The organism is Thioclava sp. (assembly GCF_048263065.1).
GTDB lineage: Bacteria > Pseudomonadota > Alphaproteobacteria > Rhodobacterales > Rhodobacteraceae > Thioclava.
Map to the genome: position 1 here is coordinate 79,191 of NZ_JBLXEM010000010.1, position 18,328 is coordinate 97,518.

Here is an 18,328-nt window from a genome sequence, read left to right on the forward strand (position 1 = left end):
CCCGTATCGGACGATAGGTGGGTTCTGTATGAAAGGACATCAAGGCCGTGGCGCGTCAAGAATATCGGAATAGAGCGCTCGATAGGCTTCGGTTCCCGCGCTTAAAGAAAAAACTTCCTCCGCTGCCTGCCGACAACGATCAGCTAGACCCGGTTCCGCCAGCAAAGCAACGAGTTCATCCCAAGCGGCAGCCATTTGCTCCTTCGATGCCCCTTCTACAAGCACTCCGACACGGTATTTACGTATGATTCCTGCGACATCTCCGACTCCGTCATTGGCAACGACCGGGATCCCGCATCCTAGAATTTCGGCCATGCGCGTGGGCGAGCGACCGAGCTCGGACACTTCCCCTCCTGCATAGAACATCACCGAAGCGGTCTGATGCTGCAAGACAGCGGGAACCTGGCCTGACGCGCGCGACGCAACGTCCAAACGATCGATGATACCTTGCTCGTCTTTGAAAGCGGCACGAACTTTCTCCGGATCATCTCGCGTTGTCAGCATCATCTTCGCCTCTGGCGCCCTCTCGGCGACCACTGCCAGAAAATTAACAAGCCAATCCAGCTTAAACCAACCACTAAGCACAGTGCCGAGGCAACCGATTTCAATTTGCTCATTCTTCCCTTCCGAAAGAGTGAACTTTTCGAGATCGGCGCAAGTCGGAATCACGGATATTCTCTGCCCTTCGAGTTCAACCGGATAGATCCGTTGAAGATATTCGACGGCTGCATTGGTCAGCGATACGACACCGGCCGCTGATCGCAGGCAAGCCCGCTCGGTTTCAACGATTGCCCGATGCAGCAACGATCCGCGCCTCAATCGTCCTGCGGTGATCAGCTCCTCAGGCCAAAGGGCTCGCATATCAAATATGAACGGCACCCCATTCCAGCGACCAACGAGCATCGCGACAGCAGCCGGAATATATGAACGCGCATGGATCAATTGCACGTTTTGGGCCTTCACCTCACGATGGGTGAGCCAGGCCATCCGGATCATGCTCAAAGCCGGGGCGATCACTTTAGGATGCGGCCGGAAGCGCTGCGGTAGCCAGCGAATGCCGAGACTCTCGCATTCGCGCTTCATTTTTTCGACAAACGCCTTATCTGCCCAATCCGTGTCCTTCTCGTAGGTAATGAGGGTAACTCGGTAATCTCGCGACAATCCGCGTAAGTAAGAGAAGACTTGGCTTTGCCCGAGGGGTTCGAGGAGGCCGTTTCTAGTCAGATAGAGGGTGGGGGCGTTTTTCACTAGCCAAAAACCATCTCGGAGGCCCGCATTTCAGCGGATAGGGGTATAAACCTCTGGGATGCTGATGCGTGGGCGTGCGTTAGCTCGCCGAGATAGAACTGCTTCCCATTGGTATAAAAATCCACCCGAACAAAATTCAAGTCTCGCGAAAGAATAGCCGCAACTTCGAGCATTTCATCGAGACAGTCTGGCTTTTGGACTTCGCCCTCATGTAGTGGATAACCAAGAGAAAAGCTTTGCTTGATCCAATCGGTGGAGAAGAAAGCACGTGTATAATTAGTATATTTTCCGATATCTAGGCAAATTAGCTTTGGCTTTCCCATGAAGCAAAATATTCTGTAGTCGGATATATCTTCTTGATCAAAAATCAACGGTTCAACAATTATTTTTGCGGAAAGATATTTGTAGTTTGCTTCCCGAGAAATTAAATAATGATTCATCTTTAGCCATTTCTTCATCTGCGTCTTGTCAGGCAAGCCGCCTCTCACAATGGCAACTTCTCCAGACATATGAGTGGGTTTAGCACAAAAACTGGCCGGAAAATCAAAGTCATCAATCTCGGCTTCTGTTTGAAGGACAGCAAGAGTGGGCACGACATGCTGAGAGCCGACCTCGGCTGCGACCATCCTCTTAAAAAATTCTTTGTCAGTGCTGTATGTCCGCAACGGGTTCAATATTTCGGGGGCAATCTTCGAATTATACAGTTGGTCATTGAAAAGCATCCGTGTCCTAGACGGGAACCGCCGATGAACCCGGATGAACTTTGTCCATGAATAGACCAAATCACCAAATTCTGTTTTTGGAAGCACACGGGACACTTGGCCCCAGAACCCCTTTCTATTGTAACCCATTGGCCACTCCCCTATATTTAATAAATTTTGCGGGCACGCCCGCCATTACAGCTTTTGCGGGCACATCGTGGGTGACAACCGCACCCGCAGCAATTACTGCACCATCGCCGATTGTGACGCCGTCTAAAATAATGCACCCGCCCCCGATCCAGACATCGTTCCCAATCCTGATCCCCTTACAGGTTTCACCCTGTGTCTGTATCAGGCTGCTTTCGTTCGAGTAAATGTGATTAGCAGAGAATATCTTAACGCCTGCTGCAATTAACGTGCTATTTCCAATAGAAATGCCGCCATTCCCCTGTAGAATGCAATACGGGTTGATCGCCGATTTGGCGCCGATCACTATGTCTCCACCATAACTTTGTAGGATTGCGCCTTCGCGCACCAGCGAGCCAGCGCCGATCTCAATCCGGCCTGCGGCTTCGACATATGGCGGCATTCCAGCGCAAATCAGCCGGACGCCGGAAAGCAGCATGACATTTTCACCCAGCGCAATATTGTCGGGGAACACCAGCACCGCCTCGTCGCTGATGAAACCGCCAGGGGGCACCGTGAAGCGCGACGTGCGATGCTCTTTCTGGCCGCCAAGATACCAAGCGAGGCGCAGGGCTATTTTATAGGCTTTTTTCAGCATGGCCCTAATCGTCGACATCACGGCCTCCAAGAGTTGCTTATCAGCATCCGCAGTCGAATTTTCAAACGCTGATGAAACTCAAAACCTAAAAAGTCGAGCACATACTCCGCGCGCACGCGAAATCGGCTAGCGACCGCCGGTGCGGAAAGCATTCTGAGCACTAGCCGGACCCGCTCAAGGCGATTAAGGGACCGATTCTCGGGCAGGATAAGACCGGAGGCGGAATGCAGGACTGCCAAGATCCGAAACTCGATCCGGCTGCGCAACCCCTCGTCGATCTCGCCGTCCGAGCGTGCGAGATCGCTTTGCATCGTGCGAAAAGCAATTATCTTACTTTGGAGAAAGCGATTCCAACGCGCCGGCGAGTTAATGCCGTATCCAGTGCCAGTATTGTTGTCGTGCTGACGTTGGCGGACCAAGGGTTGGTCGCACGACAAGAAGCTGCCAATCAAGGCAGCGCGTAGCTGTAACGGCACATCCTCGATGATAGAACCGCCTAGAAGGGGGCCAAATCGCTCGAACACTCCGCGCGTGTATGCGCAGGTGGGAGCGGCAGCGGGCAGCCAACAGGCCTCCGCATACCCCTTCAACAGGCGATCAGAGTGTCGATTGCGCTTCGCCGGAACATGGGCCGCGATTTCACCTTCGCGAAAGGTTATTCGCCCAGAATGAAGGGCTCCTTCAGGACGCCCCGCAGTATCCCATACTGTGACCAACACCATCACGCGCTCGGGAACCGAAACATCGTCGCCGGCCGCAACCACGAATAGAACGCCCGACGACTCGTTGAACGCCAACTGCACATGTAGTGCGGTGCCAAGATTAAAGCTGTTTTGCCGCACAATAACCTTGTGCGGCCCCTCATACGCCGCTGCCATCTCCTGCATGACCTCAAAGGTCCGGTCAGTCGAACAATCATCAGACAAGATGATCTCAAGCGGCTCATAGGTCTGTGAAAACGCGCCCTCCACCGCCTCGCGGATATATTTCTCTTGGTTATAGGCGAATAGCGCGAAGGTCACGAGCGGACGTTCGGCTATAGGAACGGGTTCGTTCATGGTTTGCGCGTTATCCATCCATTGATCCTTTCTCCCATGGCCGCAAGCCGCCCCAAGCGGCCACCTGCCTCGGTCATCGTCGAAAGACGCATCAGCGCCCATAAACCCATTGCGATTGCGCTCGTAGATCCAAGCAAAGCGCCAACAGGCGCGCTCCATCTGCCCGCCATATCCACGATGACTGCGGCAAGGATCAACAAGATCGCTTGCTTGCGCACCGTCTTGCTCATGCGAAAACGGATAATGCGGGACGCCTGCCAGTAAACGAGCGGTAGGTAAATTATATACATCGCGAGGAATGCGATGCCGGTCGCGGTGACACCAACAATCGGCAAACCGACGAACGTGCCGAGCACGAGAGCCGACATTCCGGTTGTCTCTGTTGCAACAAAGGTCTTTCCCGCCCCCGCTGCGACAATGACGAACCCCATCGGCCAACTCATTACCTTCAGAATATCACCCAGCAACTGCCATCGCAGAACCTCGACCGCAGGGGCAAAGTCGCTCGTGTAGAGCAGGCTGATAACCCAAGGCACGAACCCAAGCATCGTTAACAAGATTGGCGCGGTGAGCAACAAAGCAACCTCTGTCTGCTCGTTCACCATCCGTGTTGCAGCCTTTGGATCATTGATCACGGCCGTCAGGCGCGGAAAGTAATCTGTGCCCATCGCGCCAAGCACGAAGCCGAGATAGGTCATCCCGATTACCCAAGCTGCTTGAAATTGGCCCAGAGCATCAGGCCCTAGCTCGCGCTGCACCAGGGAGCGCACCGCAAGTCCTCCTAGGGTCGCAACCACGCCGCTAAGCATGAACGCAAAGCCAAGGCGCGCCATATCGCCCCATTCGCTTGTCATTTCACGAAGGGTTGGGCGGCGGCCCTCTGGCGGCCCTAGCCGGGAAACGAACACATGGCCAAGCAGGAAGGTAACGGCCGGCGTTACAAGCACGACCGCAATCAGGCCCTGCATCCCCCAAACCCATAAGATAGCAAGATTGGCAACCGTGCCGAGGAGACCTGCTAAGACGTTGATCCGCGCGAGATCGCCAATTCTACGCATGCCGGTCAGCAGAGCACCTTGAGAAATCGCCCCGACATTGAGCGCTACCCCGATCGCGAGCCAGGCGACATAACTTGACTTGCTAGGATCGCCGAGAACGCCCCCAGCGATTACCCCGCTGAACAGCCAGAATACCAGTGCGCCCAAAGTGGCCAAAACCAGCGCGCCCCAAAACAGAATGCGCCGCGTGCGCCCGACTTCAGCCACTCCGTCCTCGGAGTGTGCCTTCGCAATATGCCGAGTGCCCACATTCCCGATACCGAGACCCGCAACCGTGGTCGCTGTTTGCATAAGATTGGCGTAAAGCCCAATTAGGCCAACGCCCGACGGTCCGATGAGAACCGCCACGATCTTCATTCTGATCAGACCGACCAGAATATTGACGACCTGCGCGCCGCCGATGATCGACGAGGAGCGCAGGATCGTGCGATAAGAGTTTGATGCGCTCATGCGCGTAAGCCAGATACTTTCTGAATGGTCACAGCCGCTGCCTCCAGCCCCATTTGCGGCCCGATCGGTAGGCTCAGCACTTCGCCAGCGAGTTGTTTCGCAAGAGGGAGAGCTTCTGGAGCAGTATTCAGCTCGGCATAAGCCTCCTGCAAGTGCGGCGGGATCGGATAGTGGATAAGTGTTCCCACGCCTGCTTCTTTCAAACGCGCCTGAACCTTATCACGCTCTGGCGAACGCACGACGTAGAGATGCCAAGCAGGTTCGGCCCAGTCGGGCACATAAGGCAGAATCAGGCTACTACTTTTCAAGCCATCGGAATATGCAGCGGCAATCTGTCGGCGTCGATCTGTCCAAGCGTCAAGATAAGGCAGCTTCGCCCGCAGCACAGCCGCCTGGATCGGATCGAGGCGCGAGTTTACGCCCTTGACCTCGTTGACGTATTTCTCCCGGCTTCCGTAGTTACGCAGGACCCGAATGCGGTCAGCAATATCTGCACGGTTGGTCGTAACAGCACCGCCATCCCCAAGGGCACCGAGATTCTTGCCGGGATAGAAGCTCCAGCACACCACATCGCCATGCGCACCAATCCGGCGCCCCTTGTAGCGCGCCCCATGTGCTTGGGCCGCGTCTTCGACAACGGCGATGCCCTTTGAGTGCGCGAGGTCAAGGATCGGATCAAGGTCTGCCGGTTGGCCATAAAGATGGACGGGCAACAGCACCTTCGTGCGATCGGTAATCGCGACCGCGATCCTCGCAGGATCGATGTTGTGGGTCGCAGGATCAGGTTCCACCGGGACCGGTATCGCGCCGACCGCGCTGACCGCAAGCCACGTGGCAATATAGGTATTCGAGGGAACGATCACCTCGTCGCCCGGCCCTACCTCCAGCGCGCGCAGAGCGAGGATCAAAGCGTCGAGGCCGTTACCAAGCCCAATGGCGTGATCCGCCTCGCAATACGCTGCCCATTCGGCCTCGAAAGCCTCAACTTCTGGCCCGAGAATATACCAGCCGCTCTCGAGCACCCGCATGACTGCGGCGTCGATCTCGGTCTTCAATTCACGATAGGCCGCACCGAGATCGAGGAAGGGGATGATCATTGGCGTTCCCCACGGACAGCGGCACGGAATTCATCATACTCGCGGTAGTAGTCCGCCTCGTCGTAGCGGTGCGACGCCAAGACCATGCAGACGGCCCCTTGACTGAAGCTATCCATCTCTCGCCAGATCATTCGACTGATATAGAGGCCCTTGCGCGGATCGCGCAGCCAATACTCAGACTTGGTCTCGCCATCGTCAATTTTCATGCGAAAACTGCCCGAGAGGGCAAAGACCACTTGTTCCAAATCCCTGTGTGCATGCCCTCCCCGCTCGGAATCGACCGGGACATTATAAAGATAGTAGACGCGCGCAATGTTGAATGGCAGGTGGTTGCCACCTTCGATGAAGGTCAAGTCTCCGCGCGGATCGTGGACCTGTGGCAGGTCAATCATGCGGACAGAGCCGCGAGGTTTGAACTCTCGGTTGTCAGTCATTCTTTTCCCTCCAGAACAGCAATGTGGCGTTCACGGTCAGCTTCGTGGCGCGCCCGTGGGTAGACGAAATAAAGGTTTACGTCGTCGCTGCCGGTTTCAGTTGCTCCGAGCCTACGATGAAAGGCCTGCGTATGCTCATTGTCGGAGCGCACGTCGAAGACAGCCCTATTAAGGCCAAGATCGCCGAAGCCGATCTCATACAATAGAAAGGCGCTCTCCAACGCTGCCTTGGGCGGCTTGTTTGCATCGAGGATCCAACTACCCCAAGTGAACTGGTCGACCTTGATGTCATAGAGTCGCACGACCCCACAGCGCTGACCGTTATCGCGCCGCTCAATCACATAGTAATATTCGTCACCCGCAGCCTCTCGCGCCTTGTAAGCCTCGATCCAGCGACGCTGATCTTCAGCGCTTCCAGTGACCGATGAGAGATGCGTGTTGTAAGCGGGGTCGATGCGCAAGCCGTGGATGTAGGTAGCGTCCTCGGGGGAGACCAACCGCAATCGCAGTCGCGGTCCTTCTACCTCGAAGGGCGCTCGAAGATGGTTCACAGCCGCACCTCGCTGGCATCGACGGGCAGTATACTTTTCAGATCGAACAGCACGTGCTTGGCTTTGCCGAAATCTCTCAAGGTTCCGTCAGCCATATCTCGGAACTCTTTATGCGCGACCGCCAGAACCACCCCGTCATAGGCACCCGACTCCGGCATCGCCACTGGGGCAATCCCATATTCCGCCTGCGCCTCTTCTGCATCGACCCAAGGGTCATGCACATCGACCTTCATCCCGTAATCGGCAAGCTCTCTCACCACGTCAACCACACGCGTGTTGCGCAGATCTGGGCAGTTCTCCTTGAACGTCAGGCCTAGCACCAGCACGCGGGCACCCTGAACAGGGATCTCGCGCTTGAGCATCGCCTTGACCATCCGCCCCGCTACATAAGCGCCCATCCCGTCATTGATCCGCCGTCCGGCCAAGATCACCTCTGGATGATAGCCGAGCGCCTCGGCCTTGTGGGTCAGATAATAGGGGTCAACGCCGATGCAATGCCCTCCCACGAGGCCTGGCCGGAAGGGCAGGAAGTTCCATTTCGTGCCAGCGGCCCGCAACACCGCCTCGGTGTCGATCCCCATCTTGTTGAAGATCTTGGCGAGTTCGTTGACCAGCGCAATGTTGAGGTCGCGCTGGGTGTTCTCGATCACCTTTGCCGCCTCGGCTACTCGAATGCTCTCGGCCTTAAATGTGCCGGCGGTTACGATAGAGGCATAGAGCGCATCAACAGTCTCGGCGGTCTCTGGGGTCGAGCCTGCTGTGACCTTGGTGATCGTGGTGAGGCGATGCTCCTTGTCGCCGGGGTTGATCCGTTCCGGGCTGTAGCCGCAGAAAAAATCTTCGTTGAACTTCAGCCCGGACACGCGTTCGAGCACCGGAACGCAGTCCTCCTCTGTCGCGCCGGGATAAACCGTGCTCTCATAGATCACGATATCCCCGCGCTTGAGCGCTTTGCCTACGGTTTGCGAGGCTTTGATCAGCGGCGTCAGATCCGGGCGCTTGTAGGCGTCGATCGGGGTGGGAACGGTGACAATAAAAATGCTGGCCTCAGCCAGTTTCGTAGCGTCGTCGGTAAATTCGAGCTGCGTAGCCTCACCCAGTTCTTCGGTCGAGACTTCACGCGTATGATCGGTTCCGCCGCACAGCTCTGCGATACGGTCAGACTTAACGTCAAAGCCGATCACTCGACTATGTTTGCCAAATTCCACGGCAAGCGGAAGGCCGACATAGCCAAGACCGATGATGGCGAGGGTAGCTTTACTTGTCATTTGCATGAAATCCCGATCATTTCCCGTAATACTCGCGAAACCACTCGACAAAGCGTGCTATTCCGTCCCTGAAATCTGTCTGCGGTCGATAGCCCGTCAGGTTCTGCAAAAGCGTGGCATCGGCCCAAGTCGCGGGAACGTCGCCTTTTTGCATCTCCATGTAATTGCGGGTCGCCTTTTGCCCGAGCGTCTCTTCGATCGCGTCGATGAAATCTAGCAGACGCACTTTGTCGGAATTGCCGATATTAACCACCCGGAACGGCGCGGCGGGCGACAGGCTGTCCCATTCGGGGATGTCTTCGCGCGTGGCGGGGCGCACGGGCACCGCGTCAATCAGCAGGCGGATACCGCGAACGAGATCATCGACATAGGTGAAGTCGCGATACATATCGCCGTGGTTGTAGATGTCGATCGGGCGGCCATCGAGGATGGCATCCACGAACTTGTAAAGCGCGAGATCGGGCCGCCCCCAGGTTCCGTAGACGGTGAAGAAGCGGAACATCGTCGTGGGAAGGTTCCACAGATGGGCGTAGCTGTGACCCATCGACTCGGTGGCTTTTTTGGTTGCCGCGTAGATCGTAAGTTGCGTATCGGCTTTTTCGGTCTCGGTGAAGGGCATGTCCTCGTTCGCACCGTAGACCGAGGAGGTCGAGGCCATCAGCAGGTGCTGAACCTCAAGCCGGCGCGCCACCTCCATGACGTTGAACGTGCCCACGATGTTCGCGTCGATATAGGCGCGCGGGTTCTCGAGGCTGTAGCGCACACCGGCTTGGGCTGCCAGATGAACGATCACGTCGGGGACAAAGTCATCCGCGATCCGGTCTAGCAGCTCGGAGTCTTCAAGCATCCCTTCGGTCGCAGAAAAATTCGGGTTCTGAAGCAGCGTCGCATGCCGTCGCTGCTTCAGCGTGACATCGTAGTAATCCGTCATCCCGTCATAGCCGTGAACGCGGAAGCCCTCGGCCAACAGCAACTTGGCGAGGTGGAAGCCTATGAAACCGGCGGTTCCAGTGATTAGGACTTTTCTCGGTTTCTCATGCATCAGTATCAGCCCTCATACGGTGTCGCTATCGAGATAGCTTAGGTGCCAGTTTTGTTTGTCGTTTGCACTTATCGCAGCCGAGGAGCACGCGCGCGTCCCGAACCAGATATTGATCGGACGAAGCTTTTGTGGGAGCGGAAAGAAGCCGCACTTCCTTAGAGTTTTGTAATTCGGAGACCACGGATATGCCCAAGCAAGCACCAATTCGACCCCTCTCGTCCGAAGCCGTCCCATTTCCGAATTCAAGAGATCGCGTAAAGTTTGGCCGCCTAACGCTTCCATCAAATAAGCGATGCGCCCGCCGTGTTTCACGGCCTCGCGAGTCACAGCAAATGCTCCTACTGCTGAATCCGTGTCAGCCACGATACGATAGTCTGATCGGTTAGGTGCCTTTAGAAGTCGGTGTGTCAAATATTTTTTGTCGCGAATAGTCGCGCAGATCACTTGCCGCGAAACGCGCTCCCATATCGCATCCGCCCAATCCCCGAATTGATCAATCTCGGCCAGATTTTGATCTTGGTTTCGGTCGATAGAAAAGTCGCCAGGCAACCGAAAGCGGCGAAGAAAATAGCCAGCCCGAAGAGGTTTAATCAGAAATGGAACTTGACCTTGTTTCTGCCAGTCAAGTTTATTGAACCAAACTGGAGCGGCGTTATCGTTTGGGAACCCCCATATGAAATCGCCGTTCACTTCTCTAACATGCTGATCATAGGCTCGCGCCAGTGCCGTGAATATTCCCCGGCCTCTGACGCGTTCGGAAACGAATGAGTCCACCGCTTGATAGCCAGCGCCCACCTTCTCGCCGAACTTCATCTGGGAGCGAATGTATGCGGAAAAACCAACAACTTCGCCATCTTGTCTTGCAACCGAAAACGGTGTCTTGTTCCCTAAAAAAGTCCAATCAATTGCCGCTTCTCCGTAGAGTGCGCGGCCGAGTGCAGCTTCTTCATAGGCAGAGCGAATTGAGGGCGAAACGCCTTCGATGCTGACACGAAGGTCGCTCACACGCAATCCGCCATTGTTCGCGAATGCATCCCATATTTTTCACCAATCTTAGTGAGGTGGCCAAACAGCCTGCCTAGTCCCGCAAGATTAGTTTCGAGATCCCTACCGAAATTATGTGGGTGCCACCAGAGGTGATAGTCCGCACCTGTTTTCGCCGCAACGGTCATACCGCGCTTGATATTTCCAATGTGCAACGGATGAAATAGTGCCAGCCTGCCGCTGGCAGGCCGTAAGAAGCGGCTCGCGGGAAGATTGGTGCATGTGCCTGATTCCGCGCGGGCAGCGTGAGCGCCCAAAAGCCCAGTGTAGGCATCTGCCAACCGCAACGCGCGGCGTATCTGCGTCTGCTCTGAACCCTTAGCAGGACGATAGGCCCAATTTGTTGGATTCCCTCTAAATGATGTAACCCCGTGCCGCCTGCATATTTCGAGATGTTCCGGCGCATATTGATTGCGAGGGAACACGATCGATTTAATCTCAATGTTTCGGGTCTTGGCAAGGGAACATGCCGCACGCAAATCGGCCTCAAAGGTCCTAGTTTGATGGCCATCTTCAAGACAGTAATAGTGCGATAAAGTGTGAGTGCCTATTTCCTGACCGGGGGTTTGGGCTATCCGCTCAACTAGCGATGCGCCAAAATAAAATGGATCCCGGCTTTCGTCCGGTCCGACCTCATCAAGATAGCTGTAATTTGACAAACGTGGATTGCGATAACGTGGCTGCTCATCCGGTGAAGGCAGACTTGCCATCAGCTCATCACGATCTGCGCACATCGCAAAACCAACAGTGGCCCATGTCGCGTGAATCTCGTTTTCAGCGAAAAGGTCGAGCATTCTAGGAATTGCCTCGCGAGCACCGAGTATGTTCTTACCGTAACCCTCGCGATCAGAATGATCCCGAACGCCCCAGAGCAACTCAAAGTCGAGCGAAATGATGAAGCGACCACTCATCTCGTGACGTCGCTTGCCGTCTTCGATCTAGCCGACGAAGGGGCGTCGTTTGTCTCATTCAGATCCCCGCGCAGGTCTTCGATCTCGGCTTTGAGCGCCTCGAACTCCTCGATCTTGCGCGACAGGAAACGGCGCGTGATCGCGGCCTTTTCGGCCAGGCCTTTGCGCGTCAAAATATAGGCGTAGCGGCGTTTGTCGGGATTGGCCGAGAAATTGCCGAGCTTGATCAGGCCCTTCTCCACTAGAGCGCCAAGCAGGTAATGGGCACTGCCTGTGCTGATACCAACTGCTCGGGCCAACTCGCGCTGGCTCATTTCCGGGTTGTCCTGCAAGAGGCGCAGAACCCGGAAATGCACGTCTTCGCGTAGCTTGTCGCGCGTTGTAGACATCAGATCAAAGGGAAACCACGGCTACCGCACGAGCGCTCGCTTCAGGCGGCCTCGAGTCGGTTCGGATAGCAATGTAGGAACGACTCAGCATGGGTGTTCAAATTTGAGCGTTAGCATGGCGCTGCGCGTGCGAAAAGACCAAGCTCGCACCATTGCAGCATTTGCAACCTATGAATGCATTGAGATCAGACGTCACGAAAATTTCAAACCCATCACCTAATTAGCCCTTGAAATTCCCGCTCGGATCAGACCTACCTCGCTCATAATTGAGCGGTTTTTGATATGAACATTTTGACGAACAGCGCCCCGTGGTTTCTTGCACAACTAAAGCCCAATAGCGGGGCCATCGCGCAGCCCCATCTAGAGCGGCAGGGTTTTGGCTGCTTCCTGCCCACTGAAGATCGCACTATCCGCCGGGCTGGCCGCTTCGAGACGCGCCGTTGCCCGCTTTTTCCCGGTTATATCTTCGTCTCCTTCGATCCCGAGAAAGGGCATTGGCGCAAGGTCAATGCAACACGGGGGATTAGCCGTATCGTGAGTTTCGGCCCCATGCCGCGCCCGGTTCCTGCGGCGCTGATTTCCCAGATCGTTAAGCGCTGCGATGCCGAGTTTTGTCTGCGCCCGCAAGCGGAGTTTGCAAAGGGGGACACGGTGCATGTGACCTCTGGACCATTCACCGATTTTGTCGCGACCATCGAGCAAATCGACCCCGATCGCCGGGTCTGGTTGCTTATGGAATTGCTGGGCGGGCAGACACGCGTGGCCGTGCCAGCTGATGCCTTACGCATGGCCTGACGCTCAACGACCTAAGAAGCGATAAGCCACAACACCCACCCATTCGCGGATCGCTGTGTCGAGCACGTCTAGATGATCAGGCAGGCTCCACGCGATATCATCAACAAACCGACCGCTGCGGAAATCCACTGGCCACGGCAACACCCCCTGCCACCCTGCCCTCTCGAAGCTGCTCATCGCGCGCGGCATGTGAAAAGCACTGGTCACCAACACCCAACGGCTCCCCGGCACTGGTCGCGCAAGAGCCAACGCGTTGCGCGCATTCTCGCTCGTGTTGCGGGCTTTGGCATCGACCAATAGCCGCTCCGCTCGCACTCCCTGATCGCGAAAGAACGCCCCTGCGACGCTAGCCTCTCGCGGAGAATTACTGGCGAGATCGCGCAGGCGACCGCTGCCACCGGTGAACACGATTTTCGCTTGAGGAAACCGGCGGGCGAGCGCCAAAGCGGCCGTAAAACGCTCGGCGCCTTGGTTCAACTGCATCTGATGCCAATAAGCGCTTCGCGGCGCGTCTTCGGCTCCGCCCAGGACGATGATCCCGGCAACATCGCTTAGCGGTGGATCAATTGGATACCGCCGTTCTAGCGGCTGCATCAGCAAATCGCCGAGTGGCAACAAGCTGAGAACGATGAGCGCAACCAGTAGCGACAGGCTTGCCCCCAAGGCCAGCCGTTGCCGTCGCAATAAGAGGCCAAGCGCGCTCAGAAGCGCCAAGATCACCAGCCAGGTTTCGACCCGCAGCGCCAGCCCGACCAGCTTCGAGAGGATGAACAGCGCCGTCTCCATCTTAGCGCCCTCCCGTCAGCTCCCTGATTGCGTCGTGATATCGCGATACCACAATCGCTTGGTCAAACTCGCGCACCATCTTGTCCCGACCCGCCTGCCCCATCGCTTGCTGGGCTTGTGGCGAAAGCGCCAGAAACCGGCGCATCGCCTCGGCGAGACTTGCCCCATCGCGCGGCGCACAGAGATAGCCTGACAGATCAGCGTCGAGCACCGCGCGACAGCCGGGCACGTCAGTCGCAATCACCGGTCGCGCCATCGCGGCCGCCTCGATCAGCGTGCGCGGCGCGCCTTCACGATATGAAGGTAGAACAACGCAATGCGCCTGTGCGATTTCGGGGCGCACGTCATCAGTTGTGCCAAGATAGTCGATCACACCCTCATCGACCCAAGACTGCACGGTCGGTGCGTCAATTGCTGTGCGGTTCTCCGAACCCGTCGCCCCAAGCAGCCGAAACTTCACCTGCGGATATTCCGCCCGGATGCTTCGCGCGGCCTCGACATATTCCAACACGCCCTTGTCGCGCAGCAGCCGTGCAATCATCAGAAAAGCAGGTTGAGCACCTGCGCGAGGCCAATCGGCTGGCGCAAAGCGGTTAAGGTCGATCCCCGACCCGGGCAAGAGCCGCGCTTGATCAGGCCGCACCAGACTGCGTGCGACGAACAGGTCGCGATCATCGCTATTCTGGAAAAAAACTACAGGCAAACGGGAGAATGCCGCGCGATACAGCCCCTCAGCCAGTCGTTGTAACGCGCCTCCCGAAAGAAAGGCGGTGCCAAGCCCCGTCACATTGGGCAAGAACGGCGTTCCGGTCATCCGCGCGGCCAGCGCCCCGAACAGGTTGTTCTTGATCGTATAGCTCAACACGACATCCGGGCGCTCACGACGAAAAATCCGCCGATAGCGTGCCATCAGCCTCAAATCATCAATCGGGTTTAGTCCCTTGACGTTCATGTCGAGCGGCAGATACCGGCAGCCCAAAGCTTGAAGCGCGGCACAGCTGTCATCGCGCGGTGCGAGAACACTCACTTCATGCCCGGCCGAGATCAGCGCCTCGACCATAGGACGACGGAAATTGAGAATATTCCATGCCGAGTTGACCGTCACAATTACATGCATGAAATTCTTCGCCTCAGTGAACTCTTTGCGCTGAGTGTTACGCCAGCAGAGGCACTAGGTCCATCATCGCATTCACGTTCATTTGGGGTTCAGAGTATGTAAAATTGCACCCCCAAAATGATCGGACGTATGTGTTTCTCGCGAAACTTCATAGCTCCGCCTTCCGCCGCTTCGGGCGATAACCTCGAGGGCGTCAATGAATAGTTCACAATCCAAGTGTCGCACGTATCTCAGAGTTAGCTCGGTTTGTTTGAACAGTTTCGAGCCGTTTCGTAAGTGGATTTCCTGCTTGGTTATGCCGCGACCGGGATTGGTTTGGGCGTGTTGAGATATGCCTGATCGGGGGGGTTCCCGTCCAGCGATGAATGCGGCCTCCCTCGACATCCGGCAGGCGAGAGATGCCGTGCCGCTGAAGGCAACGATGCAGTGCCGGTCGGGTTAGATGCGGAATCGATGGCTGAAGAGCATAGAGGCAATCATCCAGCGGCAGCAGCGTGTGGCGTCAGAATGCGACGATCGTCGCCTCCTCAGCTTCAGAGAGAACGGTTGAACGCAGCTCCTTTGGGCCGGTCTTCAGATCCTCTATGAACGATGCCGTCGTCAGCGAGGGCGACACGGCAGAGGCTGTTATGAACGAGAACGCGGAATTGCTCGCAAAGCTGACGCAAAACGCCCCTGCCCGTTTGAGAAAAACACCAGAGCAGGCGGCTTCATAGCGCATGCTTGCGCGGCGTCCTCGCATGACCTTTTTTCTATTGCGATTGTGCACCAAATAGTGCACAAACAGATGGCTAGAGTGGTGCACACCGCTGGAGTCATTCTGGAGTCTGAGGAAAATTTTCCTTTGATTTCAGTAGTTAAAAGACAGAAAATCGGTCCCTACCGCCGGAGCCATCTTCATCTTCAAGGTGTTGATTTTGCTACGAAATGCCTGTTTTGGCTTCGTAGGTGTGGCATTGGGGTGTTCCATCCCCTCCTCTCTGTGCCGATCCGTCCGAAGACAGGACGACGCGAGACAATGCACGGCCAGCTCCACCTTTCCCGCCGCGGTTCCGCCTATCAATGGCGCCGCCGAATCCGGACGTTTTCCACAAAAATCGTTGATCTGAAGCTCTCTCTGGGGACGACGGATCGACGTGTTGCGATTATTCTTGCACGCAGGATCAGTGCGGAAAGCGACGACATTATGGATGACATCATCAGGACAGAAATCACTGCGGAGGAGGCGCGCGCCTGGTTATCCGATGTGATCCGCCGCGAGCGGGAAAAGATCGAAAAGCTCCAGATGTTGCGGCGCTTTGATTCAGACGATCCGCAGGATGACGCGCGCCATGACGACGCAGCGCGCAGCGCATGGGCGCATTTGGCGCAGGCCGGGCTGCACAGCCACGCACCTGAAGGCACGCCAGATCTGGTGCTCTCAAACATCAAATTGTTTCGCCGCGACCTGACGAGCGAAAGCCGGCGCCGCATCGTCGCACGCGAGTTTAAGGACCTTACCGGACGGGAGACCGTCTCTGCCTTCGAACTCGTGACACTGATGAATTTGCTGATCTCGGGCAAGCGTGCGGCCTGGGCGGGTCACGAGGCTGCGTTGGAACCGATGGAAACACTCGCGGATGCGCTGTCTTCGCAGGCTCCATCCGCGCTTCTCGGGCACACGCCCTCTGCGCCGACGGCAAGTGCAACTTGCGAGGTGCCGCACGTTCTCTCCACTCCCCCGCCCCCGCGCCTCGACCCGACCATTGCCGCTGTTATCGAACGCTTGATCGCGATGAAACGCGAAGAAGGCATTGAGGAGAAGACCCTGCGCCAGTATCGCAGTTTCGGCGAGATCTTCACCCTTCTGAGCGGCATCACGGACATTCGCGAAATCCGCCAGACTGATGCAACCGCCTTTCGCGCGGCGCTGCAGAAGATTCCGAAAAGCTGGGGAAAGAGCCCCTCAGACCGCGACGCCAGCCGTGCAGAGATTATGTCTCGTGCGGCAACTTTGCCGCCCGACAAGATCGGGCTCTCAACCGGCACCATTAACCGCCATCTCGATCATCTCAGCCAAGTCGCCTCTTGGGCCGCAGATGAGGGTTTTGCACTCGACCCACGCCTCGACCCCAGCAAGTTGCGCCGCAAGGAAACGGTGCGAGAGAGCGACAAGAAAGACGCCTTTACCCCTGCCCAACTTGATCAGCTCTTCAGCGGCCCCGTTTGGACTGGCTCTGAATCCGAGTATTACCAGACTCGTCCCGGGAAACGGGTGTATCGCAACGGGCTCTATTGGTGCCCGATAATTGCCGCCGTAACCGGGGCGCGGCGTGAGGAGATTTCGGGCCTCACCCCGGACGACATCATAGAGTTCGATGGAATTCCCTGCATCTCCATCGTCGAAACCGAACAGCGTCGGATCAAGACACTCTCCTCGCGTCGCATCGTGCCGATTCACTCGCGCCTGATCGCGTTAGGCTTCCTTGATCACGTTGCCAAGATCCAACGCGACGGCCATCCCGATCTGTTTCCAGACCTTCGCGAACCTAAATCCGGCAAGCACGGTCGTAAGCTTGGTCGCCGGATGCGCCAGGTCATCGACGACACGCTAGGTCTCGAAAGCGCGGCGCTGTCGTTCCAAAGCTTCCGTCACTATGTTCAAAATGCTCTTGAGCAGGCTGAGGTCAACGACAAGATCATCCGGGATATCGTTGGCCACGAAGGTCGCGATGTTCACGAAAAAGTTTATCACAAACCCACCCCGCCTGCCCTTATGCGTCCGGCAATCGAAGCTCTGCAGCTGAGGATTTTAGGTCCTGAGCATGGGAAAATGGTATGAAAGCGGATCGGGTTTCGTCCAGCCTCCTCCGACTGAAGTATGCGTTTGGATTGGGCGCAGTTCACTCGAGACATTCCTTGTGTCGAGTGAACAGGCCGAGAAAATCAGTATGGGCGGATTCCGTTGAAAAACTCATGCTGCGGCCTGTGGCTGATCCGCAGATGAAACATTGTTCCGCGCGGCCGTAGAAAATGCCGGCTTCTGGGATCTCCGCCGCGAAGAAACGGAACCGCTTCCCATCAAACGCGGCTTCTTGGGCTTGTAGTCGAGTTTTTCAACAGAATGGGCGGAAAGTCGACATTCGCCGCAGGTGCGAGAAAATCATGATAAAGTGCCCGAAGCAGACTTTGTTTTTTGCGTTTGGCCAAACAATCTTTAGATGACTGTGTGGTTACTTAGGTTTTTGCTTGAGGTTTAAGTTCACAAGGTTGCAAGAACATCGGAGTCCCTCTGGAGAAATGCTTTTGGGCGTGATGTAGAGCCATGATCCGCAGTCATCGCATTGCGCGCAGGCAAGAAGATCCTTGAACGCCTGGACAATGGGCTTGAAGTCGTTCGGACTGAAGTTGGCCCATTCATTGAAATGCACCGCTTTGTTGACCGTCCAGTCTTCTTCGCCCTTTTGGGTATTGGCTTGCTTGAGCCGTTGTTTGCGAGCATGTGCTTTGGCTTTTTGGTCCTCGTTACCCCAAGACTGGGGAGTGTCATGAACTTTGTGTATCTTGCCCGGCCCATGCGGTTTCAGATACTCAAGCGTCGAAGCGCTCGCCGAAC

17 protein-coding genes and 2 pseudogenes are annotated in these 18,328 nt (G+C 56.3%); 2 read left to right on the forward strand and 17 right to left on the reverse strand.

Translation table 11 applies throughout. From position 1 onward, the window contains the following. Positions 1 to 39: 39 nt before the first annotated feature. The 13 genes from ACN0SD_RS13820 to ACN0SD_RS13880 are packed head-to-tail and all read right to left on the reverse strand — an operon-like array spanning position 40 to position 12,035. Entirely contained in the window at positions 40 to 1,248 is a 1,209-nt protein-coding gene (locus ACN0SD_RS13820) for a glycosyltransferase (RefSeq protein WP_417808817.1), read from the reverse strand. Further along, positions 1,248 to 2,099, reverse strand: a complete 852-nt coding sequence (locus ACN0SD_RS13825; protein WP_417808818.1) for an ATP-grasp fold amidoligase family protein — start codon at positions 2,097 to 2,099, stop codon at positions 1,248 to 1,250. Before ACN0SD_RS13825 ends, ACN0SD_RS13820 begins: the two co-directional genes overlap by 1 nt. Next, positions 2,086 to 2,751: an acyltransferase gene (locus ACN0SD_RS13830; RefSeq protein ID WP_417808819.1), complete on the reverse strand. Its 666-nt coding sequence runs from the start codon at positions 2,749 to 2,751 to the stop codon at positions 2,086 to 2,088. The genes ACN0SD_RS13825 and ACN0SD_RS13830 overlap by 14 nt, the downstream gene beginning before the upstream one ends. Continuing rightward, positions 2,751 to 3,809, reverse strand: coding sequence for a glycosyltransferase family 2 protein (locus ACN0SD_RS13835; RefSeq protein ID WP_417808820.1), 1,059 nt, complete (start codon positions 3,807 to 3,809; stop codon positions 2,751 to 2,753). The genes ACN0SD_RS13830 and ACN0SD_RS13835 overlap by 1 nt, the downstream gene beginning before the upstream one ends. Continuing rightward, positions 3,788 to 5,299: an O-antigen translocase gene (locus tag ACN0SD_RS13840; RefSeq protein ID WP_417808821.1), complete on the reverse strand. Its 1,512-nt coding sequence runs from the start codon at positions 5,297 to 5,299 to the stop codon at positions 3,788 to 3,790. Before ACN0SD_RS13840 ends, ACN0SD_RS13835 begins: the two co-directional genes overlap by 22 nt. Further along, on the reverse strand, positions 5,296 to 6,396 hold the full coding sequence (locus ACN0SD_RS13845) for a DegT/DnrJ/EryC1/StrS family aminotransferase (RefSeq protein WP_417808822.1): 1,101 nt from the start codon (positions 6,394 to 6,396) through the stop codon (positions 5,296 to 5,298). The genes ACN0SD_RS13840 and ACN0SD_RS13845 overlap by 4 nt, the downstream gene beginning before the upstream one ends. Further along, the gene (locus tag ACN0SD_RS13850; RefSeq protein ID WP_417808823.1) at positions 6,393 to 6,830 is read right to left on the reverse strand and encodes a sugar 3,4-ketoisomerase; all 438 of its coding nucleotides are present in this window, start codon (positions 6,828 to 6,830) and stop codon (positions 6,393 to 6,395) included. Before ACN0SD_RS13850 ends, ACN0SD_RS13845 begins: the two co-directional genes overlap by 4 nt. After that, positions 6,827 to 7,381, reverse strand: a complete 555-nt coding sequence (locus ACN0SD_RS13855; protein ID WP_417808824.1) for a GNAT family N-acetyltransferase — start codon at positions 7,379 to 7,381, stop codon at positions 6,827 to 6,829. The genes ACN0SD_RS13850 and ACN0SD_RS13855 overlap by 4 nt, the downstream gene beginning before the upstream one ends. Further along, a complete protein-coding gene (gene tviB, locus ACN0SD_RS13860) occupies positions 7,378 to 8,649 on the reverse strand; it encodes a Vi polysaccharide biosynthesis UDP-N-acetylglucosamine C-6 dehydrogenase TviB (RefSeq protein WP_417808826.1) in 1,272 nt (423 codons plus the stop codon). The genes ACN0SD_RS13855 and tviB overlap by 4 nt, the downstream gene beginning before the upstream one ends. 16 nt (positions 8,650 to 8,665) lie before the next feature. Further along, entirely contained in the window at positions 8,666 to 9,691 is a 1,026-nt protein-coding gene (locus ACN0SD_RS13865; protein WP_417808827.1) for a GDP-mannose 4,6-dehydratase, read from the reverse strand. Between the two features lie 12 nt (positions 9,692 to 9,703). Next, complete coding sequence (locus tag ACN0SD_RS13870) at positions 9,704 to 10,696, reverse strand: GNAT family N-acetyltransferase (RefSeq protein WP_417808828.1); 993 nt, start codon at positions 10,694 to 10,696, stop codon at positions 9,704 to 9,706. Continuing rightward, positions 10,693 to 11,646: a polysaccharide deacetylase family protein gene (locus ACN0SD_RS13875; RefSeq protein WP_417808829.1), complete on the reverse strand. Its 954-nt coding sequence runs from the start codon at positions 11,644 to 11,646 to the stop codon at positions 10,693 to 10,695. The genes ACN0SD_RS13870 and ACN0SD_RS13875 overlap by 4 nt, the downstream gene beginning before the upstream one ends. Next, positions 11,643 to 12,035 (reverse strand): MarR family EPS-associated transcriptional regulator, encoded by a 393-nt coding sequence (locus tag ACN0SD_RS13880; protein WP_417808830.1) that lies wholly within the window; start codon positions 12,033 to 12,035, stop codon positions 11,643 to 11,645. The genes ACN0SD_RS13875 and ACN0SD_RS13880 overlap by 4 nt, the downstream gene beginning before the upstream one ends. Before the next feature lie 282 nt (positions 12,036 to 12,317). On the opposite strand from ACN0SD_RS13880, the gene ACN0SD_RS13885 reads away from it, so the two are divergent. Then, positions 12,318 to 12,830, forward strand: a complete 513-nt coding sequence (locus ACN0SD_RS13885; RefSeq protein WP_417808831.1) for a transcription termination/antitermination NusG family protein — start codon at positions 12,318 to 12,320, stop codon at positions 12,828 to 12,830. A 3-nt stretch (positions 12,831 to 12,833) separates the two neighbouring features. Here ACN0SD_RS13885 and ACN0SD_RS13890 read toward each other — a convergent pair whose 3' ends face one another. The 3 genes and pseudogenes from ACN0SD_RS13890 to ACN0SD_RS13900 all read right to left on the reverse strand — a co-directional run. After that, positions 12,834 to 13,616, reverse strand: coding sequence for a YdcF family protein (locus ACN0SD_RS13890; protein WP_417808832.1), 783 nt, complete (start codon positions 13,614 to 13,616; stop codon positions 12,834 to 12,836). A gap of 1 nt (position 13,617) precedes the next feature. Then, positions 13,618 to 14,733, reverse strand: coding sequence for a glycosyltransferase family 4 protein (locus tag ACN0SD_RS13895; RefSeq protein ID WP_417808833.1), 1,116 nt, complete (start codon positions 14,731 to 14,733; stop codon positions 13,618 to 13,620). A 367-nt stretch (positions 14,734 to 15,100) separates the two neighbouring features. Beyond that, a pseudogene (locus ACN0SD_RS13900) lies at positions 15,101 to 15,313 on the reverse strand (IS481 family transposase); the annotation flags it as partial. 216 nt (positions 15,314 to 15,529) lie between these two features. Between ACN0SD_RS13900 and ACN0SD_RS13905 the strand changes: the two are divergent. Further along, positions 15,530 to 17,554 carry an integrase gene (locus tag ACN0SD_RS13905; RefSeq protein ID WP_417808834.1) on the forward strand — a complete coding sequence of 675 codons (2,025 nt, stop codon included), beginning with the start codon at positions 15,530 to 15,532 and terminating at the stop codon, positions 17,552 to 17,554. 391 nt (positions 17,555 to 17,945) lie between these two features. Here ACN0SD_RS13905 and ACN0SD_RS13910 read toward each other — a convergent pair. Then, a pseudogene (locus ACN0SD_RS13910) lies at positions 17,946 to 18,328 on the reverse strand (hypothetical protein); the annotation flags it as partial.